We start from the raw sequence: 24,904 nt of genomic DNA, 5'->3' as shown, positions 1-24,904 counted from the left end.
ATGGTAGAAAATAATACTTATTTTTAGTGTCTTGATGTCTAAGAAGAAGTAACTTAAAACTTGAGAAATCAATGTTAGGCTCCCAGTGCGCGCTCGCGCATAATGGAGATAAGCGGGAGACCATGCACTACAGCGATGTGCACTACAATGATGTGGAGGACCAACCATGAACCCCAACATGCTGAACCGCCGCTCAATGCTGACCGGAGGCACACTCATCAGCCTCAGCACCCTACTCGCCGCCTGCGTGCCGCACGACATCACAACTGCAGGAGACGGATCCACCGCCTCCGGCAAGCCTGCCACCAACAGCGGCTCAAGCAACAGCGCCGGCAACAACGCCGGCAACGGTGAATACCGCAAAGCAGACGCCAAAGGCCCCGCCCAAAACGTCCCCAAACCCAATGCCCCCGAAAACGGATACCGCGACAAGACCCCCGACGGCCTCCTCAAAACCATGGATGCCTGGAACCAGTGGATCAACTACGGCGTCCAAACCGGCGACTACAGCAAAGCACGCGAATTCCTCTCCACCTCAAACGACGGAGAACTCAAAATCTATCGCGAAATAGAAGCGCTCTATCAGCGCGGCGGCTGGGTCATCGACGGCATCGAACACTTCGAACCCGCCGGCATACCCAGGACCGACGACCATCAAACCTACTACCTGGAAACCAACCACGAATGGGACAAACACACCGAGGTAGAACCCGACGGCCGCCAAGAAACCTGGAGCAGCGACAAGGAAGAAGAAATCTACACCTTCGCCCTCGAACACCGCGACGGCAGGTGGCAGATTCTCTACTCCCGAATCGAAGCCTAACCGTACCGGCGTCTAGCCGCGACATATATGTCCACGCGTAAGAGTGTAAAGACCAGCGGGCATAAAAATAGGGGAGAGGCCTGAACCTTCAGGACCTCTCCCCAAGCACCTATAAGGCACTAACGACTTAGTGCGGGTACTCGCCGTACTTCACCATCGGAACCGGGCGGCGCATACGACGAATCATCATCACACGGTTAAACGCATACATGCCAGAACCACGCTGAACCTCGCCGAACTTCGCAATCAGCTTCTTCTTCAGGCTACGCCACAAAATAAAGTAGTCAACAACCCACAGAATCATCAGCGCATACATTGCGTACACGGAACCGTAATAAATCGGTGCCGCCGCAGTAGACGTACCCGACACACCCTGAGCAATCCAGCCACCAATAAGCAGAACCAGCAGCACAGCCAACATAAAATCGCCAAGGTTACGGCGCGCATCCACATAATCACGGATATAACGGCGCTGCGAACCACGATCCACGGCGGGCAGGTAACGCTGATCGCCACCCATCAACGCATCATTCTGACGCTCACGAGCCTTCGCCATCGCCTCACGTTCACGAGCCTTCGCCTCCTTACGGTCATTAACAACCAGAGGCTGACGACGAGCCGCCTGCTGCTCCTTACGCGAAGGAGTAGGACGGCCCTTCTTCGGGGTGAACTTCGGATTAACCGGAGCCTGAGGCTCCTCTACAACCTGCGGCTGAACAGCTTCCGCTTCAGCCTTCTCTTTCTTACGACCAAACACCCTCCCATCATACCCGAACGGCACACACCAAACCCGCCCCCACAAGCCCACACCAGCAACTGAAACGAACCCAACCACCCGGCGGTTGAGGCTAAGACGGGGTCAAGGTGGGGGTAAGGTAGAAACATGACTACTGAATTCACCCACCACAGCGCCCTGAGCGACGCCGTCACCAAAAACTTCGAAGCAACCCTGCAGACCCTCACCGAGCTCGTCGCCATTCCCTCCATCGCCTGGGAATCGCACGACCTCACCCAGGTAGACCGCAGCGCCGAGGCAGTCGCCGCGCTCGCAACCAAGGCAGGTTTCGACAACGTACGCATCGAACGCGCCACCTACACTACCGCAGACGGCACCGAAAAGCAGGGCATGCCCGCCGTCATCGCCTCCCGCCCCGCCGCAGAAGGCTACCCGACCATCCTGCTCTACGCCCACCACGACGTGCAGCCCGCCGGCAACCTCGACCTGTGGGACACCGACCCCTTCGTCGCAACCCGCAAGGGCGACCGCCTCTACGGCCGCGGCGCAGCAGACGACAAGGCAGGCATCCTCGTGCACCTCGCCGCGCTCGCAGCCCTCAACGAAACTCTCGGCGAGGACTTCAAGCTCGGTGTGAAGCTCTTCATCGAGGGTGAAGAAGAGGCAGGCTCGCCCTCCTTCGTCTCCTTCCTCAACACCTACCGTGAGGAACTGTCCGCCGACTACATTGTCGTCGCAGACTCCGCCAACTGGCGCGCTGGCGTACCCGCACTGACCACCAGCCTGCGTGGCGTCGCATCCGGCGACATCGAAGTGCGCGTCGGCAGCCACGCCATTCACTCCGGCATGTTCGGCGGCCCCATGCTCGACGCCCACACCCTCATGGCACAGCTCATTGCCACCCTGCACGACGCCACCGGCGCCGTAGCCGTCGAAGGCCTGCACCGCGCACCCGAACCCGAACTCGAATACGCCGAAGCAGACTTCCGCAACGACTCCGGTATCCTCGACACCGTACCCCTGGCAGGCACCGGTAGCGTTGCCTCCCGCCTGTGGACCCAGCCGGCAATCTCCGTCATCGGCATGGACATCCCCTCCATCGCAACCTCCTCCAACACCCTCGCCGTCGTATCCCGCGCACGCATCAGCACCCGCCTAGCACCCGGCGACAACCCCGAAAACGCACACCGCGCACTCGCCGAACACATCAAGGCACACGCACCCCACGGCGCACAGGCGAACTACACCGCCGTTGACTCCGGCATGCCCTTCGCCACCGAAGTCGACGCAGACGGCGCACAGACCGCCCTCGACGCAATGCGCGCCGCATGGGACGTCGAACCCGTACAGACCGGCATGGGCGGCTCCATCCCGTTCATCTCCGACCTCAAGGACCTCTTCCCGCAAGCACAGATCCTCGTCACCGGCGTAGAAGACCCCGACACCCGCGCACACAGCGCCAACGAGTCCCTCTACATCCCGGACTTCAAGAACGCAATCCTCGCGGAGGCGCTGCTTCTGAGCGCACTCGGTGCCCGCTAAACGCGCTCGCTAGGAACATCCACAAAAAGTGGGGGAGAAGGGTCACAAACCCCAACCCCCACTTTTTCGGTATCCTAGAAGCAGAATTACATGTCAAGCCCCCACACCAACACTCACGCCCCCGGCGAACTATGCACACCCTAGGTTGTACATCAGACACCCGGGCGCGTATCGTGAAGGCTAAAACGCCCACACGCACCCACACGCGGCGCACACGGGCAACCAACAAAACAAAAGGACAACACCAATGAGTGAAACCACCACCGAACTGCCGACCCACGGCGTCAACCTCACCGAAGTAGCACAGACCAAGGTCCGCACCCTCCTCGAACAGGAAGGCCGCACCGACCTGCGCCTGCGCATCGCCGTCCAGCCCGGCGGCTGCTCCGGCCTCATCTACCAGCTCTACTTCGACGAGCGCGTCCTCGACGGCGACGCAGTCCGCGACTTCGACGGCGTAGAAGTCATCGTCGACAAGATGAGCGCACCCTACCTCGACGGCTCCACCATCGACTTCGAAGACACCATCGAAAAGCAGGGCTTCTCCATCGACAACCCCAACGCAGCAGGCTCCTGCGCATGCGGTGACTCCTTCCACTAAACCGAAGACACCCCAGCGCTAAGCACCCCACGGTGTAACACGCCTAACAAACCCCCGTCTCGCATACTGCACCCAACCATGCAGATACGCGGCGGGGGTTTTACACTTAACACATGACTACGCACGAAATCACCTGGAAATACATCCTCAACCAGCTCGTCAAACACCAAAACCTCACCGACACCGAAGTCGCCTGGGCAATGGACCACATCATGACCGGCCAAACCGAACAGCCGATTCTCGCATCCTTCCTCACCGCCCTCCACTCCAAAGGTGAAACCCCCGAAGAACTCGGCGCCCTCGCAGCCGGCATGATCGCCAAAGCCGAAACCGTCGACATCGACCCCCACGCCGTAGACATCGTCGGCACCGGCGGCGACCAGCAAAACACCGTCAACATCTCCACCATGGCAGCCCTCGTCATCGCAGGAACCGGCGCCACCGTCGTCAAACACGGCAACCGCGCCTCCACCTCCAAATCCGGCTCCGCAGACGTCCTCGAAGCCCTCGGAATCCGCCTCGACATGCCCATTCCCGCAGTCGCCGAATGCGCTCGCGAGACTGGCATCACGTTCCTGTTTGCGATGACTTTCCACCCGGCAATGCGCCACGTGGGCCCGACCCGCCGCCTGCTGGGCATTCCGACCGCGTTCAACTACCTGGGTCCCATGACGAACCCGGCTCGCGTGAAGTCCTCGGCTATCGGCGTTGCTAACCCGGTCATGGCTGAGAAGATGGCTCACGTCTTTGCGGAGCGCGGCGACCACGCCCTGATTTTCCGCGGTGATGACGGCCTGGACGAGCTGACCATCGCCACCACGAGCCGCCTGTGGGAGGCTGTCGACGGCGAACTGACCGAATACCGTTTTGACCCGACCGAGTATGGTCTGCAGAATGCACCGCTGGAGCAGCTGCGAGGCGGCGACGCCGAGTACAACGCGGGCATTTTCCGTGCAATTTTGGCGGGGGAGGGCGAGTCCCCGAAGAGCCCGCTACGCGCCATTCACGACGCTGTGCTCATCAACGCTGCGGCTGGCCTGGTCGCGTACCGCCCGGTCAACGGGGAGAGCTTTGAGACCCGTTTCACTCAGGCTTTGGCCGATGCACGCGAATCCATTGCATCCGGTGCAGCGGAGCGTGTGCTCAACGCCTGGGTAGAGTTCAGCGAAAAGCACGCAGAAGCGTAAAGCTCTAGGAAATCGATAGCAGGCACCCGAGACGAACAGAGCACACCGAAAGGTGTGGAGTCTCGGGTGTTTGTCGTTTAACGAGAGGCGCTGAGGGACATACTGAGGAGCCCAAAGGTTCGGAGCATTTGAGCGCGTAGTTGCGGGTTGAGGAAGCTGAGGCGCGCGGAGTTCAGAGTGGCGGACGAGAACAGCGTAGTTGCGCCACGAGGAGCACCGGCTCGACCCGCATCATTCAGAGTGTGCCAGCCTGAGCGTAGAAAGCACCGGTGAGCATCCGGTGGGGTAGTGAAAATAGGTCTACTTTACATAATGTATATTATCGGCTTTTTAGGGAGGTCTAGAATGAACCAAAGATTCCCCGTATCTAAATAAAGTCTTAACAGTTCATGTATTAACCTCACTCGGTCACCAGAACTGTCGCCAGTACTCAATCCGCCTGAAATAATGGATATACCCCGCATCACGAAGGTGCTGTCGCCTCGTGTGCAGATTCAACGTCAACCACGCCGGTTGATGTACACCAAAGGAGAAAACTCGTGGATTGGCTCTTTGAGACACCCTGGACACTCTGGGTTGCACTCGCCCTCGTTTTCGCCGTCATAGAAATGCTCAGCCTCGACCTGTTCTTTCTCATGCTGGCGATTAGCGCAGGCATCACCGCAGCAATATCGCCCTTCGTGGATAACATGCTGATTCGAACCGTTATTTTCGTGGTGATCTGCCTGATTTTGGTTCTTGGCCTGCGCCCGCCGCTGCTGAAAAAGCTCAATAAATCAGCCACCGGAGCTGTCACTAATGCTGAAGCACTCGTTGGTGCTGAGGTGCGCGTCACTCAAGATGTGACTAGTGAAACCGGTTTGGTTGTACTAGCTGGCGACACCTGGACGGCGCGCACCGCCTCCGGAACGCTCGTAGTAGGATCACACGCGAGGGTACGAGCCATTGAGGGTGCTACCGCAATCGTAGAGCCTCTCCCCCATGACTAAGACCAACAAACTAAGACCCATCTGAATACCGGCTCCAAAAGCCAACTCAGATACTCCAAAAACACACCATATAACTCACCGATAAGGAGAAACAATGCCTATCAGCCTTATTCTGACGGTCCTACTCATCCTCTTCGTGCTGACGATGCTCGCAAAGACCGTGCGCGTCATCCCGCAGGGACGAGCCGGCATCGTCGAACGACTGGGTAAGTTCCACGCCGTTCTCAAGCCCGGCCTGCACATCGTCATCCCCGTGATTGACCGCGTGCTGCCCCTCATCGACCTGCGTGAACAGGTCGTTTCCTTCCCCTCGCAGTCCGTGATTACCGAAGATAACCTCGTGGTCGGTATCGACACCGTCGTGTACTTCCAGGTCACCGACCCCCAGGCTGCAACCTACGAAATCACCAACTACATTCGCGCCGTAGACGAGCTGACCAGCGCAACCCTGCGTAACGTCGTCGGTGGCCTGAACCTGGAGCAGACCCTCACCTCCCGCGACCAGATCAACGCGGAGCTGCGAGGCGTACTCGACTCCACCACTGGCCGCTGGGGCCTGCGCGTCTCCCGCGTGGACATCAAGGAAATCCAGCCCCCGGTATCCATCCAGGACTCCATGGAGAAGCAGATGCGTGCAGAGCGTGACCGCCGCGCCGCAATCCTCACCGCAGAAGGCCAGAAGCAGTCCGACATTCTGACCGCAGAAGGTGAATCCCGCGCAGCCATCCTGCGTGCAGAGGGTGAAAAGCAGGCACAGATCCTTCGTGCAGAAGGTGACGCACAGTCCGCAATCCTGCGCGCAAACGGTGAAGCAGAAGCCGTGCAGAAGGTCTTCGCAGCAATCCACGAATCCAACCCCAGCCAGCAGCTGCTCACCTACCAGTACCTGCAGACCCTGCCCAAGCTCGCCGAAGGCGACGCCAACAAGCTCTGGTTCATCCCGACCGAACTCGGCGATGCACTGCGCGGCCTGGGCAACGCATTCGGCACCCTGCCCGCATCCGACCTGGCAGACGCACCGAAGAAGCCCGCAGCACAGGCACCCAAGAGCGCACCGCAGGCACCCGGAAGCTACGGCATCAACGGCTAAACGCGAAATCTAACGCATAAAAAGGCGTGAATCACCAAAAATCACGCCGAATAAACACCACCACGCTGGGCGGGTGGAGACTATTACCGATATAATGGATGTTTTGTAAACGTTCGAGGGAATAGTTCTCCCCCGCCCAACGTTATGCCTAAAGCGCCAAAGAGCGCACCCGACGACACTGGAGGAAAAATGAGCGATCGTAGCCTGCGCGGTATGCGCCTGGGTTCCCAGTCGATGGAAACCGAATCGAACGTACAGCCCGCGCCCCGCCAGCGCGTCGAATACCGTACCGCAGACGGTGACCGCGTTTTCGTGACCTTCGCGGCAGAAGCAGAAATCCCCTCGGTATGGACCGCAAAGTCCGGCAAGGAAGCATACCTCGTCAACGGCGACTCCACCGCAGACGCCGAAGAAGAGAAGCCCGCACGTACCCACTGGGATATGCTCATGGAACGCCGCAGCATCGAAGAGCTGGAAAAGACTCTGGAAGACCGCCTAGAATACTACCGCAAGCACTACGCGCTCTAAAAGCGCCGTAGAGGCGCCGTAGAAACGCTGTAGAAGCCCGCGCTGTAAGAAGGGCCCGCTAAGCACCACTCGTGCTCTTAGCGGGCTTCTTGTTTTGGCGCTGGTTCCGTCGGTACATGAGCCAGGAAAGAGCGCTACAGACAGCATAAAAAGACCGGGGCGGATACGTTATGTATCCGCCCCGGTCTTTCGTTTAAAGCTCAGGCGCGAGAAGCGTCTGCGCAAAAAGCTACCGGGCTTACTTGCCCAGAGCCTTCTTCAGCTTCTGAATGCGGTTAGCCATACCCCAGCGAGTCACCTTAGACATGGAGTCAAAGATAATGTTGCCGTCCATCTTCGAAGCGCCAATCTCACGCTCAACGAAGGTAATCGGAACCTCAACAATCTTCAGGCCAGCCTGCTCAGAACGCCACGCCAGATCAACCTGGAACACGTAGCCCTTCGAGTCGATGCCCTCAAGGTTCAGGCGCTGCAGAGCGTCACGACGGTACGCACGGAAACCAGCGGTAATGTCCTTAATGGAGGTGCCCAGAATCAGGCGGGTGTACAGGTTAGCACCGCGAGAGAGAATCTGGCGGTGAGCCGGCCAGTTCTTGGTCTTGCCGCCGGGAACGTAACGCGAACCAATAGCCAGGTCAGCGCCCGCCTCCACAGCACGAACCAGAGAAGGAAGCTGCTCAGGCTGGTGCGAGCAGTCAGCGTCCATCTCAATCAGAACGTCGTAGCCTGCCTCAAGGCCCCAATCGAAGCCAGCGAGGTATGCGCCACCCAGACCGTCCTTAACGGTGCGGTGCAGAACGTGAATCTGGGAATCCTTAGCCGACAGCTCATCAGCAATCTGACCGGTACCGTCGGGGCTGTTATCATCCACCACGAGAATATCCACCTCGGGAGCTGCCTTGCGAAGACGCTCTACCACGATGGGCAGGTTCTCCTTCTCGTTATACGTCGGGATGACAGTTAGAACGCGCATATTACTCCCTCACAGGTGCATATAAAACAGGCAGTGTAGGTATCCAGTATACCGGGTAAATATTTGAGCAACTGAACCATTGGCGGCCTCCACTGCTCCTAAACTGCCTAAAAAGGTGTTGACAAGCTAAAAAATTAGTTACTTTCAGTGTAAACAGATTCCAGGATGGGCAGAGGCGAATCCTCATCCAGCACCGGAAGTAGCGGAATGCGAGCGCGGGGGTCGGTGCTCCACGATGCAACGCGGGAGTCGGGTGCTTGAACCATGAGGGCTTCGACGCGCCATTGTGCTACGTATGCGGGGGTGTCGGGGGTGAGCTGGCCGGTGAAGGGGTTTTCTTCGTGTGCTAGGCGGTAGACGCCGCGGGTGAGGGCGGCGAAGGCGCTGCGTGCGGAGATGCCGTGTTCGTCGTTGACGAGTTCGCGGATGAGGGACCAGGCGCCGGGTGCGTAGAGTTGGGTGTCGGAGCCGAGGGCGATGGAGGTGCCGGCTGCGTTTGCGCGGCGTGCTACGGAGGCTACCGACTCGCGTGCTTCTGCCCCGGCGTGTGCGAGGAGTGCCTGGACGGTGTCGTTGGTTGCTTCGTCTTCTTCGGGTTCGCAGACGCTCAGGCCGAGGTTGATGCGTGCTTCTGCCAGTTTGGTGAGGTATTCGTCGGTGATGGGGTCTTGCGGGGTGCTGATTGCTGCGTCGAGGCGGATGGGCAACCAGGGGCGGTTTTCGCGTGCGGCGAGCGCGGCATCGGCTGCGGTGGTGAAGCCGGTGGATGCGTCGATGGAGAGCAGGAGTGCGGCGTCTTCGGCTACTTGTGCTGCTGCGGGTGCCTCTTCGGGTGTGACAGAGATGCCGACCAGTTGCAGGCCCTTGATGGCGCGTTCGCCTTCGGTGAGGGGGCGTAGTGCTTTGATGGCGCTGATCAGTTCGTCGGTCTCAATGCCGGTGGCGTTGAGGATGAGACGGATGTCGGGTGTGCCGTGTTCGGCGCTGTAGTAGCTGAGTGTGGAGACGAGGTCGGGGACGTCTTCCATGCCGGCGAGTAGGGTGTGCGTGTGGTAGCCGGCTGCGCGGTATGCCTGCAGGTAGTCGAGGATTTCGGGTGCTTCTTTGCCTGCTACCGGTGCCAGTGCGCGCGCGAAGGCGGGGGTTAGTAGGGCGCCGTCAAGTTCGGTGATGGTGGCTGATTCGTCGGCAATTGAACGCGCCCCGGAGTCGGAACCAACCCAGCGGACGAAGCCGTCTTCGACGAGCATTGCGGTTGCGTACGGGTCGACGGGGCTGTACACGCTACCATCTACGAAAATACGGGTAGACATTAGATTCCTTTCACCTTTGAGGCGCGCCGAGGCGCACACGAGGGCGGGCACTTCAATTGTGCTCGCGTAGCTTAGCTGAGCGTCTCATTTGAGTATAGAAGCACCCCCGCTGCCTGCGATAGTTCGTTCGTCCTTAGATGAGGCGGAACTTAGATGATGTAGAACAATGCACAGTAGCGGGGGTGGTGGCCCGAACTGGTCGGGCGCGGTGTAGCACTATGTACGGTGTAGCTAAGGCGCGGGCTAGACGTCCAGGGCGACTACGCCGCGGCGTACCGCCTCAATCGCTTCTTCACAGCGGGCTCGAATGACCGGGTCCAGTGAGCGGATGTGCGCGATTTGGTCCAGGGCGTCCAGTACCTGCTTTGCCCAACGTACGAAGTCGCCGGCGGCAAGGCCGGTGTCCTCGATTGCCTTTGCGAGGTGCGCGCCGTTCGCCCAGGCGTACATGGGTTCAACCAGGCCGAAGTCGCATGCGGGGGTCGGGTTGACCTTGAACTGTTCCTCGGCTGCGTTCAGGTCGGCGAGGCGCTGCGTAATCGTCGCGATGGGTGCGCGCAGGGACGGGTGCGGGTAGTGAGCCAGGTATTCCACCGCGTCGCGCTTGCCCTGGTAGGTCAGCGCGGCAACGGTTGCCGCGATGGCGGCGGGTTCCAGTCCGTCGAGGAAGTGCGCGTCCAGGCACAGGGCGGTCAGTAGGTCACGCTCGCCGTAGATGCGGCGTAGAGCCTGTCCGCCGGTGGTTAGCGATAGTTCGTTATCCTCGGTGCGTTCGACGTAGCCGTAGCTCTCCAGCAGACGCGCAATGCGGTTGAAGACCTGAGCGATCGTGTTGGTGCGGCGGGCAATCTGACGGCGCAACCCTTCGGTTTCAGAGTTGAGCTTCTGCCAGCGTTCAGCCCAACGCATGTGGTTTGCACGGTCGGAGCAGCCGTGGCACGGGTGGTTACGCAGCTGAGCCTGCAGAGCCTCCAGCTGCGCGTCGATGCTGTTTTGGCGTGCAGGGATGTTCTGCTGTGCGAGCGCACGCGGGGCGCGGCCGTCGTAGAGCGCCTGACGCATGCGGCTTGCGGTGTCGCGGCGTTCCTTGGGGGTTTTGAGGCTCAGTCGCTTGGGGATTTTGATGCGTGAGACCGGTTCGACGGCGCCTTCGAAGTCGCGGGTTGAGGCGGTGCGCTGGTGTGCGTCCTCGGTAAGGATGCCGATGCGCGGGTCGGCGTGCGAATCGGAGCGGGTGACCACGACCGCGTAGCCGCGGGAGCGGCCGTGCGGAATGTAGATGATGTCGCCGGGCAACAGCTGCTGGATGCTGTGGTGTGCTTGCGCGCGGGCGTGACGCTCGTTGCTCTTGGACGCCTTCTTTTCCAGTTCGGCGATTTGGCGGCTGAGCTGCACGTATTCGGTGAAGTCGCCCAGGTGGCATGCCATGGCTTCGCGGTAGCCTTCGAGGGCGCTTTCGTTTTTGCGTACGCGGGAGGCGACGCCCACGACCGACTTGTCTGCTTGGAACTGTGCGAAGGAGGATTCCAGGATTTTGCGGGTGCGTTCGGCGCCGTAGGAGGCGATGAGGTTTGCCGCCATGTTGTAGGTGGGGCGGAATGAGGAGTTCAGCGGGTAGGTGCGGGTTGAGGCGAGGGTCGCCACGTGCTCCGGGGACATGCCGGGGCGCCACATGACGACGGCGTGGCCTTCGATGTCGATGCCGCGGCGGCCTGCGCGTCCGGTCAGCTGGGTGTACTCGCCGGGGGTGATGTCCACGTGGGATTCGCCGTTGTATTTGGTGAGCTTTTCCAGGATGACGGTGCGTGCGGGCATGTTGATACCCAGGGCGAGGGTTTCGGTGGCGAAGACCAGCTTAATCAGGCCCTGTGCGAAGAGGGTTTCGACGACCTCCTTGAACAGGGGTAGCAGGCCGGCGTGGTGCGCGGCGATACCGCGAATGAGGCCGTCACGCCACTCGTAGTAGCCGAGGGTGTTCAGGTCGCGGGTGTCCAGGTGAGCGGTTGCTTCCGCAATGTAGGCGCGGATGGTCTGCTGCTGTTCGGGGGTGGTCAGCGTAATATCTGCGGATACGCAGTGGCTGACCGCGCCGTCGCAACCGGCACGGGAGAAGATAAAGCAGATTGCGGGTAGCAGGCCCTGCTTATCGAGGGCGCGCACCATCTCCGGGCGGGTGATACGCTGCGGGCGCAGAGGCTTCTGCTCACCGCGCGCATCAAAGTCCCGGTCGTTGCTGAAACGGTCACGACGGTCCGAGCGGCCGCGCTCGCCGCTGCTGAACGTCTCATTGAGCCAGCCTTCACGGCGGTGACGGAAACGCTCACGCTTGCCGCCGTAGCGTCCACGGCCCGGTGCGGAACGGAAGCCGGGGCGTAGCGCCTTCAGCTGCGGGTTCAGACGCAGACCGGCAAGCAGTGGGTTGGCGCCCGCCTCTACGGTTGCGCCGCGCTGCTTAGCTTTCTGTGCCTTCTTCGCCTGCTTGCGGGAGAGCTTCTCCTCCGGCTCCTGGTTCTTACCCTGCGCGGAGTTGTCTTCGGGTACGAACAGGTCCACCACGCGGTGACCAACCATCATGTGCTGCCACAGGGGCACCGGGCGGTGCTCGGAAACAATAATGTCCGTGCCGCCGCGCACTGTATCCAGCCACGCGCCGAACTCCTCAACGTTCGACACCGTCGCCGACAGAGAAATGACGTTCACGTGCTCGGGAAGGTGAATAATCGCCTCTTCCCACACCGCGCCACGGAAACGGTCCGCCAGGTAGTGCACCTCATCCATGACCACATAGCCCAGGCCGGTCAGCGTGGTCGAGTTAGCGTAGAGCATGTTGCGCAGCACCTCGGTGGTCATGACGACCACGGGTGCTTCCGTGTTAATGCTCGTATCGCCGGTGAGCAGACCCACGTAATCCTCACCGTACGCGCGCACAAAGTCGTGGTACTTCTGGTTGCTCAGCGCCTTAATAGGGGTTGTGTAGAACGCCTTCATGCCGCGGCGCAACGCCAGGTAGATACCGAACTCACCCACAATGGTCTTACCGGCACCGGTAGGCGCTGCAACGAGGACGGAGCGGTCCGCCTCCACAGCGGCACACGCCTGACGCTGAAAATCATCCAGCGGAAAATCAAGGGACGCCTCAAAAGCCCCGAGGGCGGTCTTCGCGTATGCGGCGCGTTCTCGGGATGCGGCGTAGGCGGCAGCGTAGTCGGTGCGCTCCGCGGGGGTCTGTGCGTTAGAAGAGTTAGAAGTGTGTGCGTCGGATGTGTGCTGTGCGTGGTGCTTGCTCATAGTATGTCCAGTGTAACGGTTCACCCGCCGCGAGCCTTCAGAAAGCACCCTGCACGGGCACTAATCCGGTATGGGCGAACAGCGAGCGCATCGGCGGCGTGCGAAAGGGGCGCGGTTTTTCGTGGAGATGTACCGGCGGGCGCTGTAAAAATTCGTCTGTGCGCCTCTTCGTCTGTGCGCCTCGGGACGCTGTTGCGGAACATGCGAAAGGGGCAGGGTACAGGTTCTCTGTACCCCGCCCCTTTCGGTTAGGTTGCTCAAAGCGAGCTATTCAATTTAGGAAGTCTTCTCGTCCTCGAAGTAACCCATCTTCGCCAGGTCTTCACTGCTGGTTGCGGTGTTCAGGCTTGCTTCATCCGAACCCTGCGCCAGCTTGGCAAGCTTGCGGTCGCGGCGCTTGTCGTTAATCATGCAGATGAGGATTGCTGCGAAAAAGAAAATCAGCAGCGGCGCCATGAGCACGAACATCATCATGATGTCGCTACCGGGTGCAGTCAGCGCTGCGATAACCGCAACGAGCACAACAACCCAGCGCCAAGACTTCAGGATGGTCTTACCGCGAATCAGGCCCAGCATGTTAATGCCGACCAGAATCACAGGGATGATGAAGGCGCAGGAGAACGTCACAACGAACTTCAGGATGAAGGAGATGTACACGCCCGCGTCAATGTAGTTACTGTCGTTGAGGGGGGTGAACTTCAGCAGTGCGTAGACCACGCCGGGGAGGGTGAAGTACGAAATGGCGACACCGCAGGCAAACGCGAAAATAGATGCGGTGAGGAAGCCGAAGAGATACCTCTTCTCCTTGGTGTGCAGTGCCGGCAGCAGGAATCGCAGCGCCTGGTAGAGCCAGACGGGAGAGGCGATCACCAAGCCGATGTACATACCGACCTTAAGCAGCTGGTCGAAAGGAGATGCGACGCTACCGTAGTTCAGGTTTGCGTTGCGGCCGGTTTCTGCGTTGATCTGCTGCAGGGGCACAGAGATCATTTCGATGAAAGGCTGGTAGAGGAAGACCGTACCGATGATGGCTGCGATGACGGTTGCGATAGCCGCTTTGATGAGGCGGTCGCGGAATTCGCGCAGGTGTTCCTTGAGTTCCATGCGTGCTTCAGGATTGATTTTGCGGTTGCGCACGTCCTGGTCGGGTGTTGCCACGTGGTGTCCTCTGGGTGTCGGTGCCGTGTGTGATTCGGCTGAGGGGGTCTGGTGGGGTGTTTATGGGGTGGTGCCGCAAAACCCGTGCCGGCCGGTGGGCTGGCACGGGTTTGGTGCATCGGTGGCGGGACCGTTACTTGGTTTCGGTCTTGCCGTCCTTGCCGTTGTCTACGACCTCAGCGGTGACGACCTCTTCGCCGTCCTTCTCGCGGGGGTCCTTCTTGGAGTCGTTCTTCAGACCCTCAACTTCGGTCTTGAAGATGCGCATGGACTGGCCGAGGCTGCGTGCCATGCCGGGCAGCTTGGGTGCGCCGAAGAGCAGGACGATGAGGAGGATAACGACGATGATGGTCGCGGGGTGGCTGAAAATCTGGCCCATGGTGGTGTGCCTTTCTGTTAGAGCAGGTCTCCGATGTTTTGAGGTTGGCCGAGTCGATCTCGTCGGGAGACCCGTCGCTTGATCCGCTCAGACCTGCGTGTCTGCTTACCTTGTTCGTAGTTATTGTATGCCTCGGTGATGGGTGTGAATACCCCGAGGGTGGTGTCTCGCGGGAGTTTTCGGCTTGCGTTCGCTTGCGCTGCGTCGAATTGTCCCTCGATTGACTCGACCCAGGTTACGGTTTCGTCAAGGAGTGTGAAACCGCGAGTGAGTGCTTTGTAGGTGAACCATGCCAAATAGAGGAGCGAGCAGATGATGAGCGCGCCCCATAGCAAAATCCAGAACCACCAAGACATGAGCACCATTATACAAGTTTTAGGTTAATGTTTTGGCGCCTTAGATGGGTTTTTAGGGTGTTTTTGCTTGTGGGTGAAGTTCTATTTTTCTGCGGGCGCACCTGCGGGCGCACACCTGCGGCTGCTCGCTTTGAGGGTTTGCAACTGGTCAAGCAACGCCGCGCGCAGGTGCGCGGGACCGACCAGTTCGAGGGCACCTCGGTGCGCGATGACGGTGTCGAGGATGTTCTTATCGCCAGCACCGTGGGCGTTGTTGTAGTAGTGGATGCGCACGTACTGGGTGCGTGAAGCTTTCTTCACGTGGTGGGTGCTGCGGCGCATGTACGTTGCGGTGAGCGTATCGAGCGGCTCACCGCTGGGAATATGCTCGGTCGGGTGAATCCGCAACTCAGCGAACGGGTTGGTCTGAGTGCTGTGCTGCTGCGCGTGCCAATGCGGGACGGTGTCACCGGTGACCGGGTGGGCGCGACCCGCGCCCGCCTCGTGAATGTGATTGATGCGGGTGAGGCGGAAGTTACGCCAGAAAGTGGGGGTCTTCTCCCCTGCCTCATTGTCCGCCGCCTCGCTGTCTGCAACTTCGCTGTTCTCTGCCTCGCCGGTGGTGGGGTGAGCAAAAGCCTCGGGCACATACTCGGGCACCTCTTCACCGCGCGCGGCATAGTAGCGTTCCTCAGCGGTACGGCACCACGCATGCAGATACATGTGGTCGCGGTGCAGCACCAACGCATACGGGTCCACCAGGCGGTCCGCGGCACGCTCACCGTAACCAATGGTCACGGCGTTGCCGCTGCTCAGGGCGGCAGTCGCCTCCTGCAGTAGGGGCTCCTCCGGGGCGAAGCACAGATGCTGCGTATAGATAGGCGCGTTCGGGTACGCGGCGGCGAGCGCCGCACGGATACTGCCCAGGCGCGCATCCGCCGGGTGCAGAATATCTGCGGCAGAGAGGGTGAAGACGAGAATGGCGAGCTCAGTGTCAGTAAGGCGCGCGTAGTTCAGCAGCGTGTTCGGGGTGGCGCCGCCAAAGTCCGGCAGCAGGTTAATGTAGGTGGGCTTGAGGGCGTCCGGGTCCTTGGGATCAGACTCGAAGGGTACGGTGTCTACCTGCGCGAAAATCTCGGCAATGGTTTTGCCGAGGGCACGGTTCTTCTCGGTGTCCACGCTGTAGAGGGCGTTGAGCTGGTTCAACGGCATGGGCGCCTCATCGTGGGCGCTCGCCCAGCGGTCGGCACGGTGCAGACCCAGGAGCAGGTCCACAAGGTCGTCGAGGGAGTTGTTACGGTTGCGCTGGTTGATATCTGCCCAGGTGCCGGGATCTTCGACCGTGCCACTGTGCAGGTCGGTGAGGGTGCGCAACAGCTGCTGCTGGGCGGCGTAACTGTCACGCTGGCGGGTAGAGGCATCCTCCGATTCCTCGGGCGGCTCGATCACGCAGCTGTAGCTGGTCGCCGCCACAGCGCTATCAATCGTGCCGTACGAGGGCACGGTGAAGGGCTCCGACAACGTCGAATCGGCGTTGACCTCGGCAACAATCAGGCTCTCTTCGTAGCCCTTAATGTCTTCAAGCCAGTTCTTGGCGTTGAACGTCGCGTTGATGGGGGTCGAATCGATACGTGAGAGCATCGTGAGCTTCTGAATACGGCTGGCACGGAACGTGTACTCCTTACGCTCCGAGCTCTCAGTGTAGTAGCCGACAAAATACCAGGTGCCGTAACGGTACCCAATACCGGCAACACTGACCTTCTCCTGCGTGCGGGTCGCACCGGCAGCCGTCTGATAGGTGAACGTGACCGTCTTACGCTCCGCATAGGCGGTAAACAGCTCATTCAGGTGCGGGTTATCGCTAAAGTAAATGCGCTGAAGGGGCTCGCGGTAGGTGTACAGGTTCTTCGCGCGCTGACGCTTGCCGGTCTTCGGCTCCAGGATCTTCGCGGCGGCGAGCGCCTCATCGGTGAGGTTCTCGCTGGTCAGCGCAATCTTACGCAGGATGCGGTAGGCGTCATCCTGCAGTTCGGTGCCTTCCCAGCCGCGCAGGATGGTGTTGATGAGGCGGAAATCCTCGGCGGTGGGGTTCCATGCGGGTAGCTTAGCTGCGTCGCTGGGTTCGAGGCGGTAGCGCTCCCCCAGGTCAGTGGTCACGTGGGTGATGCGCGCGCCGGCATCACGCAGGGTCTGCTTGGCTCGTTCAAAGGCGCGTTCCTGGGCCTCGCTGAGGGAGCCGTTAGCGCGCGTGCTAATACCGAGCAGGGTCAGTAGCTCGTTGCGGCTGATGCCCTGGGTTCGGGTTGCGGCATCGGGTGCCTCGGCGGCGGTGGAGAGGCGGTGAAGAGTCATGTAAAGCTGGGCTGCGGTGGACATGATTCCATCATACCGTGTGTGTTCCGCGGCACTTACTTGCGTGTGGGGTGGCTGCGAGAAGAATGCGCGGGTATAAAATTTCGCGGACGCGCCGATAGCCCAGTACAAAAAAGCCCAGTACAAAAACTTGATACACAAAAGCCCGGCGCCCCTCCCACAATCGGGAGAAAGCACCGGGCTGCGCGTCTCTGCGCGTCTTACGTGAGAAGCGCGAAAAACGCGAGAACCTTGCTAATCCTTAGCGGACGTCCAGCAGGTCCACCACGAAAATCAGGGACTCGCCGGGCTTAATGACCGAACCAGCGCCGCGGTCACCGTACGCCATGTCGGCGGGAATCTCCAGGCGACGACGGCCGCCGACCTTCATGCCGAGCAGACCCTCATCCCAACCGCGGATAACCTGGCCAACGCCCACCTGGAACGGCAGCGGCTCGCCACGGTTCCAGGACGCGTCAAACTCTTCACCGGTGGAGAATGCCACACCAACGTAGTGGGTGAGCACGCGGGAGCCGGGAACAACTTCAGCGCCTGCACCCTCGATCAGGTCGGTGATGACCAGCTCGGTGGGGGCGTCGCCCTCGGGGAAATCGATTTCGGGCTTTTCGCGGTCGAGGTTACGCTGACCGAAAGACATGGGTGTCTCCTTTGATTGGTTCGAAATGAATCGAAATAGTGGGTGCGCCCGCCGCCTACGTCATATAAGCGGCGAGCGCTGTATAAAACACTATATAAAAATGTGGTTGCCGGGCTACTGTGCGGTAGCCGAGGCGGTAGCCGCCGGGGTTGCGGTCGCAGAAGCGGTTGCCGAGGCGCTCGCCTCCGCAGCGGCCGCGCTAGAAGCCGCCTGAGCACGCTGCAGGGTCTGCGGGTTCTCCTCCGCGCCCAGAATATCAACAACGAACACCAGAGTGCCCGAAGGCTTGGAACCGCCGGTGTCGTTACCGTACGCCAAATCCGCCGGGATGACTAGCTCAACGCGGGAGCCGACCTTCTTGCCCTTCAGACCCTGAGTCCAGCCCTTGATAACGCCCTGCAGGGAGAGGCCCATCGGGGTGGAAGCGTCATAGTTGCCGTCGAAGACCTTACCGTCGGAGTACTGCACGCCAATGTAACGCACGTACACGGTATCGGTTTCCTTGACCTCGGCGCCCTCGCCCTCAATGAGGTTCTTCGAGACGAGCTCAGTGTATTCCTGCTTGGTGTCGGGCAGCTTAATATCAGCCTTGCCGGTGGACTCATCCAGAGTGAAGGACGGCAGCGACGGGTCAGCCTCAACAGCCTTACCGGTTGCGTACTTGGGCAGCTTCGTCTTCACGGTGTACACCTCAACGTTAGTTGCGGCACCGGGCGAAGCGGTCGTAGTGGTCACGCCCGCAGTGCTGCGCTGCTGCAGAACGTTGGTGGTGTACGAGAAAGAACCGCCAACCTTAATCTTCTTCAGGGTTTCGTACACCTGCGGTGCAGCCTGCTTCAGCTGATCGTTAATCGGCAGCAGAATCGGCTCGCTGGAGTAAGTGGAACCGTTAAGCTTGCCGTCGGTGCCGTTGAACACGGCAGCCTCAACGAGCACGTAGTCACCATCATTGATGGAGTCGCCGTTGCCTTCCTCAATCACGTACGCGGAGGGGCTAGAAGCGGCGAAGGGAGTCGCGAAGGACGCCTCAGGCTCAGCGGTCGCGTTCTTCAGGGTGTACTGCACCTTAGACAGGTCGCCGCTGGACTGCGCGCCACATGCGGACAGTGCAAGCGCGAGAGCTGCCGCGCTGGCACCGAAAATAGTGAGCTTAGAGCGTTTGGTCATAGTGTTATCCTCTGGGGTTTTCTGTGAGAGTGGGGCGTGTGAGTGCCCGTGTGCCACAGAACAGTTTACAGGTATAGGTTTAGCTGTTTTATGCTACGGCACGTAGCTGTGTTCAGGCTGTGTCGCGGCGCGGGGTGAGCTGGGGTTTTAGCAGGGCGGCGGGAATGCCGCCTCCTGATGCTGACGCGCCTTAGACGCCAACAGGCTTAGCACCTCCTCCAGCTCCTCGCTGCCAGTAGCAAACGGGTCCTTACACACCAGCGTGTGCTGCGGGTAGGCGTTGAGCTTCAAGTGCACCCAATCCACGGTGAACTGCTCCCCCGCCGCAACCGCCGCGTTAATGAAACGCGAACGCTGCAGAGCGCGAGTGTTCGGCGGCTGAGTCTTCGCCGCCTCCGCAGCACCCTCGGGCAGGATGCGCTTGACCGCACCGCGACGAACCAGCGCGTGGAAGACGCTACGCTCCGGGTCGATGTCGTGGTACGCCAAATCCAGCTGACGGATGCGGGCGCTCGCATAATCGGCAGGCTGACCAGCCGCGCGGGCGCGGGCAATATACGCATCCAGAAGCTTCTTCTTAATCGCCCAGTCAATCTCAGTATCAATGCTGCTGTAGTCGCCGGACTCGATAGCGTCCAGGGTGCGTTGCCACAGGTCCAGGGCGTATTCCACGTGATGGTGGTGCGCGCCGTACTGCTGCACGTACTGGCGTGCCGCATCCAGGTAGTGGCGCTGAACGCTCAACGCCGTGTAGTGCTTACCGTCCGTGGTCTCGAAGGTCGCGGTGCCGGTCAGATCGTGGCTGATAGCGCGCAGAGCCGCCGGAACAGACACAATATCCAGGCTCGTGACCGGGAAGCGGTCCTCCAGCATGCGCAACACCAGGTCGGTGCTGGCAATCTTCAGCAGGGTCGTCGGCTCCGCCATATTCGAGTCGCCATTAATGACGTGCATGCGGCGGAACTTCGAAGCGTCCGCGTGCGGCTCGTCGCGCGTGTTAATGAGCGGGCGAGCGCGCGAGGTTGAGGTGGATGCCGCCTCCCAAATATGGTCGGCACGCTGCGAGAACGAATACGAAGGCACACCCGTGCTGGACGCCGGATCGGTCGAACCGGGCACCGGGCCGCCATTCGGGTGGGTCTTACCGGCACCAACCAGAATCTGGCGGGTCACCAGGAACGGCACGAGCTGGGCAATCAGGTCGTTGAACTGCAGTTTGCGGCTGATCAGGTAGTTCTCGTGGCTGCCGTAGGAGTTGCCCGCCGAATCCACGTTGTTCTTGAACAGGTACAGTTCACCGTCGAGGGGGCGGCCCTCCGAACCTGCGAGCAGGCGCTTGCGGGCGGTACGCGCCAGATCAGCGAACAGCAGCTCACCGGCGCGTTCCTGCGCGAGTAGTTCGTCAATGCTGCCGCATTCGGCGGAGGCGTACTCGGGGTGCGAACCCACATCAAGGTAGAGCCTACCGCCGTTAGGCAGGAAGACGTTCGTTGAACGCCACTGATCCAGGACGGGCTTGAAAAGGGCGGCGGCGGACTCTTCGATGCTCAGCCGACCGAGCCCGTGCGGGACGTAGCTGAGCCCGAATTCGCTTTCAATGCCGAAAATACGGTGTTCCATGATGCTGACCCGGCACGCAGGTGCGCCGGTTACTCGCCGCCCTTCTGGACGAAGCCGGTGACGAAGTCTTCAGCGTTCTCAGCGAGCAGGCCGTCAATTTCGTCGAGCAGGTCGTCGACCTCGCTCACGTCAGAGACAACGTGGGAGGCGGCGAGGGTCAGTTCCTGCTCCTGCTCGGCTGCGGTGGTTTCGGTCTGCTGTGCGCTGATGCGTTCGCGGCTCATGGTTCTCTCCTCAAGGGGTTTTCGGTTGTGGACAAATAAGTTTTTAGTGGGGTCGGGTGCGGGGTGTAAGGGTTTGGTACCCGGACCTTCCTGCACCCTACCTGTGGGTTATGTGGTTTTTACTCTTCCGAATGGGGGTATTCGCCCCAGGGAAGAATGTGAGTTTATGTGGGTTTAGGGGGGTGCTACTAGCGCAGGCGGTTCAGCAACTCATCCGAATGGTTCACCTCATCCAGCAGCGGCTCCACCTGGGCGGCACCGTACCGGGTCGGCTCCATCATCGTAAAACGAGTCAGATTCTTCGAATACCTGCCGCGGCAGGACACTGTATCCCAGTTAATACCGAGAATCTCCTCCGGCCAACGCGCCATCAACGTGCCACGCAAAAACGCGCGGGTCTCACGCGGCGGCTCAGTTGTCGCACGCTCAATCTGCTCGGCAGAGAACAGCGTGCGCATACGGCCACGCGCCACCAGACGGTGATACAGGCTCTTCGACGGGTCAATATCAGCGTACTGCAAATCCAACGCCTTCAACTTCGGATTCGCATAATCTACGCCCTGAGCGACATAACCGCGCACCAGCGCATACTTCGCCACCCAATCCAGACGATCCGCCAGCGAGAGCGGGTTGGTTTCCAGAGCATCCAGAACCTCGCCCCACAGGTTGAGAATCTGCGCGGTCGCAGCATCCACACCCGCCGGGTTCGACTCCTCGTGCGCACGGGATGCCTCATAGTAGGCGCGTTGAATCTGCAGGGCGCTCGCCGAACCGCTCGTGGACACCGGGTTCGGCAGGGTCGCCGAAGACGGCGCTAACGGCAGCTGAATCGACAGCGACAAATCGTGGCTGACCGCGTGCATCGCCGCCACCGGATCAGACAGGCGCACACCCGGCAACACCGGAGCCTGCTCGCTGTGCGACTCAATCAGGTTCATCACCAGCGCCGCCGTACCAAACTTCAACAGGTTCGAATAGTGCGACAGGTTCGCATCCGCCGGAATCACGTGCAGGCGGCGGTACTTCGACTCATCCGCATGCGGCTCATCGCGCGTATTCACAATCGGGCGGCGAATCGTGGTCTCCAGACCAATCGTGCGCTCAAAGAAATCAGCACGTGAACTAATCTGAAAACCCGGAACCTCACCGTGCGTACCAATACCCACACGGCCCGCACCCGTAAAAATAGCGCGGGTCGCAAAGAACGGCAGGAGCGCATCCGCAACCTGCTCAAACGGAACATCACGGCTGATCAGGTAGTTTTCGTGGGCGCCGTACGACTGGCCCTTCGAGTCGGTGTTGTTCTTGTACAGCTTCACCTGCGGCAAATCCTGCGCGTGGTTGCCCAGCTCAACCAGCGACTCATACGCCAGCGCGTCACCGGCAGCGTCATAGAGCACCGCGTCGGCGGGGGTCAGAACCTCCGGCGAGGAATACTCCGGATGCGCGTGATCCACATACAGGCGTGCACCATTAGGCAGAATCGCGTTCATGGTCACGCGGTCCCAATCCAGACGCTCCGGGAAACCACCGCGGCCGTGCACACCGGCGAGCGCATCCAGGGCGCTCCGCGGCTCGGCGGGCTCACCCGGTGCCTGAACGCCCGCCTCACGCATAATCTCCAGGGCGATGTCTTCGCTGGTCAGCTCGGTGCGGGTGTGCGTCATCTGGCTCGAGTGGGCGGTGGATGCGTCCTGAACCTGACCGAACGCATCACGCAGCGGCGACTCGGACTCGCCCAGCCACTGACCCTCGGGGGTGGCGGTCGAGTAGTTCTCTGCCTGGCGTGCCTGCTCGGCGGTCAGCTCATCCGCCAGGGCGCGGCGCTGTAGCTCCTCGCGGAAGGCGGCGCCGCGGCGGAAGGCGAGCTTGGCGTAGGTGTTGACCACCAGTGCGGACAGCACGGTCGGGTTGGTGCCCGGCGCGGAGGGGGCGATGACGCCGTACTCGGTTTCGGCACCCATAATGCGGTGCACGCCGTAGCTGGGGGTGGAGTTCATGGGGTTCTCCTGAAAAATCTATACCATCCAAAGGCTTTGGACCTGCGGTAATGCTGGGTTGATGCGGGATAAGCGCGGGGTGTGGGCTGAGCGCACGGTTGAGTGGGCGCGGGTTTAGCGCGGCGGCTCCACCGACACCAAGCGGCCACGCACACCGGCAACGGTGAGCGCATCCTCAATATCGGGCAGCGGCGGCAAGTCCACCTGATCCTCAAACTCGGCGCGTACCGCCTCCAGCAGGTGGCGGGTACCAATACCAACGCTCGAGGCGTCCGCACCGGCGGTCAGCGCCTGCAGCTGCTCCTTAATCGCGGCCTTCTTCGCGCGGTCCACAATATTGCGAATCACCGCGCCCGACGCGAAATCGCCGCGGTACAGCGTGTGAGTGGACAGGTTCGCGCTCGCACCAGAACCAACGACCATGGAAGAATCCACGGTCGCCACAGCGTACGCCGTGGAGGGGGTGCGCGCGTACAGCTGACCTGCCGCCGCCGCAATCATCGCGGTCAGGGCGGCGCGGGTCGAGCCGGCGGCTGCCACCTCCGCAGCGTCCAGGGGCAGGTCCTCGGTCAGGTACAGGCCGAAAATCTCTGCCGCACCGGCGGCGTCCGGGCGGTTAATGCGGATCTTCAGGTCGAGTCGGCCCGGGCGCATCACGGCGGCATCGATGAGGTCTTCACGGTTGGTCGCACCAATGACGATGACGTTCTGCAGCGACTCCACACCGTCAATTTCGGCAAGCAGCTGCGGCACGATGGTCGTCTCAATATCGGAGGAACGACCCGAACCGCGCATACGGAACAGCGACTCCATCTCGTCAAAGAACACGACGACCGGGTGGCCAGCCTCCGCCTTTTCACGGGCGGCAACGAAAATATCGCGAATCTGACGCTCGGTCTCACCGACGAACTTATCCAGCAGCTCGGGGCCCTTAATGTTCAAGAAGTAGCCGCGGGTATTCGAACCCGGGTTCAGCGCTGCGGCACGGGCGGCCAGGGAGTTCGCCACGGCCTTAGCAATCATGGTCTTACCGTTACCGGGAGGACCGTAGAGCAGAATACCCTTGGGCGGTGCCAGGTGGTAGCGCTCGAAAATCTCGGGGTGCAGGTAGGGCAGCTCCACCGCGTCGCGAATCTGCTCAATCTGCGCGCCCAGGCCACCAATCTGCTCGTAGGTGACGTCCGGAATCTCTTCCAGGACCAGCTCCTGCGAGCGGGAGGCGGGCACCTGCGAGGTAATCATGCGGGTGCGCGTATCGAGGGTCACCGCGTCGCCGGTGCGCAACTGCTCAACATCCAGGGAACCGGCCACGCGCGCCACCTGCTGAGCACCCGAGGAGGTATCGACCAGCACGCGCTCGCCGTCGAGCACCTCGCGCACGGTCACCACGTCGCCAAAGGGCTCGGTGTCCAGGGCGACCACGGCCTCGGACTTGTCGTTGAGGAGCACCGTCATGCCGGGGGTCAGCGTCGACAGGTCAATGAGCGGGGACACGGGAATACGCATCATGCGGCCGCTCACCTGAACATCCAGGTACGTATCAATCTCGGCGGGGGTCTTATCATCAGCGACCTGCTCGTAGGTCATGGTCTGACCCTCATGCACCGCCAGCACAATCGCCGAATTCAGCGGCGGCATAACATTCTGCGACAGGGACGCGCGCAGACGCTCCACCTGGTAGCGCATGCTGGTGATTGCCTCAACGAGCTTGCGGTTCTTCTCCCCCGCACCACGAATCTGTCGGCTCATATTGTCGCGGGTTGCCTCCGCCGCGGAGAGTCGACGCAGCACGGCGTCATACTCCTGCGCGCTGACGGGCTGACTGCCGGGCAGGGAGGTCGACCCGAAAGCAGCCGAGTAGTGCGGTGCCGCGCTGGCTGCACTGTGGGCGGTGCCGTACTGGGGGGTTCCTGCCTGATCTGCAGATTCGTGGGTGGACAC

20 protein-coding genes are annotated in these 24,904 nt (G+C 60.8%); 7 read left to right on the top strand and 13 right to left on the bottom strand.

Annotated elements, in window-relative coordinates:
* Window positions 1–166: 166 nt before the first annotated feature.
* Window positions 167–823 (top strand): DUF6318 family protein, encoded by a 657-nt coding sequence (locus HMPREF2919_RS05080; protein WP_070666609.1) that lies wholly within the window; start codon window positions 167–169, stop codon window positions 821–823.
* A gap of 127 nt (window positions 824–950) precedes the next feature.
* On the opposite strand, the gene HMPREF2919_RS05075 is transcribed toward HMPREF2919_RS05080, so the two are convergent.
* Complete coding sequence (locus HMPREF2919_RS05075; RefSeq protein WP_049341235.1) at window positions 951–1,580, bottom strand: DUF3043 domain-containing protein; 630 nt, start codon at window positions 1,578–1,580, stop codon at window positions 951–953.
* Between the two features lie 126 nt (window positions 1,581–1,706).
* On the opposite strand from HMPREF2919_RS05075, the gene HMPREF2919_RS05070 reads away from it, so the two are divergent.
* From HMPREF2919_RS05070 to HMPREF2919_RS05045, 6 genes are all read left to right on the top strand, one after another.
* A complete protein-coding gene (locus HMPREF2919_RS05070) occupies window positions 1,707–3,101 on the top strand; it encodes a M20/M25/M40 family metallo-hydrolase (RefSeq protein WP_070666606.1) in 1,395 nt (464 codons plus the stop codon).
* A gap of 247 nt (window positions 3,102–3,348) precedes the next feature.
* Entirely contained in the window at window positions 3,349–3,702 is a 354-nt protein-coding gene (locus tag HMPREF2919_RS05065) for a HesB/IscA family protein (RefSeq protein ID WP_049347628.1), read from the top strand.
* A gap of 113 nt (window positions 3,703–3,815) precedes the next feature.
* Window positions 3,816–4,889, top strand: a complete 1,074-nt coding sequence (gene trpD, locus HMPREF2919_RS05060; protein ID WP_070666603.1) for an anthranilate phosphoribosyltransferase — start codon at window positions 3,816–3,818, stop codon at window positions 4,887–4,889.
* A gap of 539 nt (window positions 4,890–5,428) precedes the next feature.
* Window positions 5,429–5,878 carry an NfeD family protein gene (locus tag HMPREF2919_RS05055; protein WP_070666600.1) on the top strand — a complete coding sequence of 150 codons (450 nt, stop codon included), beginning with the start codon at window positions 5,429–5,431 and terminating at the stop codon, window positions 5,876–5,878.
* A 94-nt stretch (window positions 5,879–5,972) separates the two neighbouring features.
* Window positions 5,973–6,968 carry an SPFH domain-containing protein gene (locus HMPREF2919_RS05050; RefSeq protein ID WP_049341226.1) on the top strand — a complete coding sequence of 332 codons (996 nt, stop codon included), beginning with the start codon at window positions 5,973–5,975 and terminating at the stop codon, window positions 6,966–6,968.
* 189 nt (window positions 6,969–7,157) lie between these two features.
* Complete coding sequence (locus tag HMPREF2919_RS05045) at window positions 7,158–7,496, top strand: RNA polymerase-binding protein RbpA (RefSeq protein ID WP_005506034.1); 339 nt, start codon at window positions 7,158–7,160, stop codon at window positions 7,494–7,496.
* Between the two features lie 238 nt (window positions 7,497–7,734).
* Here the strand turns inward: HMPREF2919_RS05045 and HMPREF2919_RS05040 are convergent, their stop codons facing one another.
* From HMPREF2919_RS05040 to arc, 12 genes are all read right to left on the bottom strand, one after another.
* Window positions 7,735–8,469, bottom strand: a complete 735-nt coding sequence (locus tag HMPREF2919_RS05040; RefSeq protein ID WP_049341224.1) for a polyprenol monophosphomannose synthase — start codon at window positions 8,467–8,469, stop codon at window positions 7,735–7,737.
* Window positions 8,470–8,603: 134 nt separating this feature from the next.
* A complete protein-coding gene (locus HMPREF2919_RS05035) occupies window positions 8,604–9,782 on the bottom strand; it encodes an amidohydrolase (RefSeq protein ID WP_070666597.1) in 1,179 nt (392 codons plus the stop codon).
* A 243-nt stretch (window positions 9,783–10,025) separates the two neighbouring features.
* A complete protein-coding gene (locus tag HMPREF2919_RS05030) occupies window positions 10,026–13,070 on the bottom strand; it encodes a DEAD/DEAH box helicase (protein ID WP_070666594.1) in 3,045 nt (1,014 codons plus the stop codon).
* A gap of 276 nt (window positions 13,071–13,346) precedes the next feature.
* Window positions 13,347–14,228, bottom strand: a complete 882-nt coding sequence (gene tatC, locus HMPREF2919_RS05025) for a twin-arginine translocase subunit TatC (protein WP_070666591.1) — start codon at window positions 14,226–14,228, stop codon at window positions 13,347–13,349.
* Between the two features lie 133 nt (window positions 14,229–14,361).
* The gene (gene tatA / locus HMPREF2919_RS05020) at window positions 14,362–14,607 is read right to left on the bottom strand and encodes a Sec-independent protein translocase subunit TatA (RefSeq protein ID WP_005506024.1); all 246 of its coding nucleotides are present in this window, start codon (window positions 14,605–14,607) and stop codon (window positions 14,362–14,364) included.
* Window positions 14,608–15,044: 437 nt separating this feature from the next.
* Window positions 15,045–17,318: a WYL domain-containing transcriptional regulator gene (locus HMPREF2919_RS05010; RefSeq protein WP_070666587.1), complete on the bottom strand. Its 2,274-nt coding sequence runs from the start codon at window positions 17,316–17,318 to the stop codon at window positions 15,045–15,047.
* 238 nt (window positions 17,319–17,556) lie between these two features.
* Complete coding sequence (locus HMPREF2919_RS05005) at window positions 17,557–17,952, bottom strand: FKBP-type peptidyl-prolyl cis-trans isomerase (protein WP_005508667.1); 396 nt, start codon at window positions 17,950–17,952, stop codon at window positions 17,557–17,559.
* 114 nt (window positions 17,953–18,066) lie between these two features.
* On the bottom strand, window positions 18,067–19,119 hold the full coding sequence (locus HMPREF2919_RS05000) for an FKBP-type peptidyl-prolyl cis-trans isomerase (RefSeq protein WP_070666585.1): 1,053 nt from the start codon (window positions 19,117–19,119) through the stop codon (window positions 18,067–18,069).
* 147 nt (window positions 19,120–19,266) lie between these two features.
* Complete coding sequence (pafA, locus tag HMPREF2919_RS04995; protein ID WP_070543511.1) at window positions 19,267–20,739, bottom strand: Pup--protein ligase; 1,473 nt, start codon at window positions 20,737–20,739, stop codon at window positions 19,267–19,269.
* A 29-nt stretch (window positions 20,740–20,768) separates the two neighbouring features.
* Complete coding sequence (locus HMPREF2919_RS04990; RefSeq protein WP_005506016.1) at window positions 20,769–20,963, bottom strand: ubiquitin-like protein Pup; 195 nt, start codon at window positions 20,961–20,963, stop codon at window positions 20,769–20,771.
* Between the two features lie 188 nt (window positions 20,964–21,151).
* Window positions 21,152–22,963, bottom strand: coding sequence for a depupylase/deamidase Dop (gene dop, locus HMPREF2919_RS04985; protein ID WP_070666582.1), 1,812 nt, complete (start codon window positions 22,961–22,963; stop codon window positions 21,152–21,154).
* A 114-nt stretch (window positions 22,964–23,077) separates the two neighbouring features.
* Window positions 23,078–24,904 carry a proteasome ATPase gene (gene arc, locus HMPREF2919_RS04980; protein WP_070666579.1) on the bottom strand — a complete coding sequence of 609 codons (1,827 nt, stop codon included), beginning with the start codon at window positions 24,902–24,904 and terminating at the stop codon, window positions 23,078–23,080.

The sequence above is a fragment of the Rothia sp. HMSC068E02 genome, assembly GCF_001813565.1.
Lineage (GTDB): Bacteria > Actinomycetota > Actinomycetes > Actinomycetales > Micrococcaceae > Rothia.
This window is presented reverse-complemented; position numbering and strand designations above follow the sequence as displayed.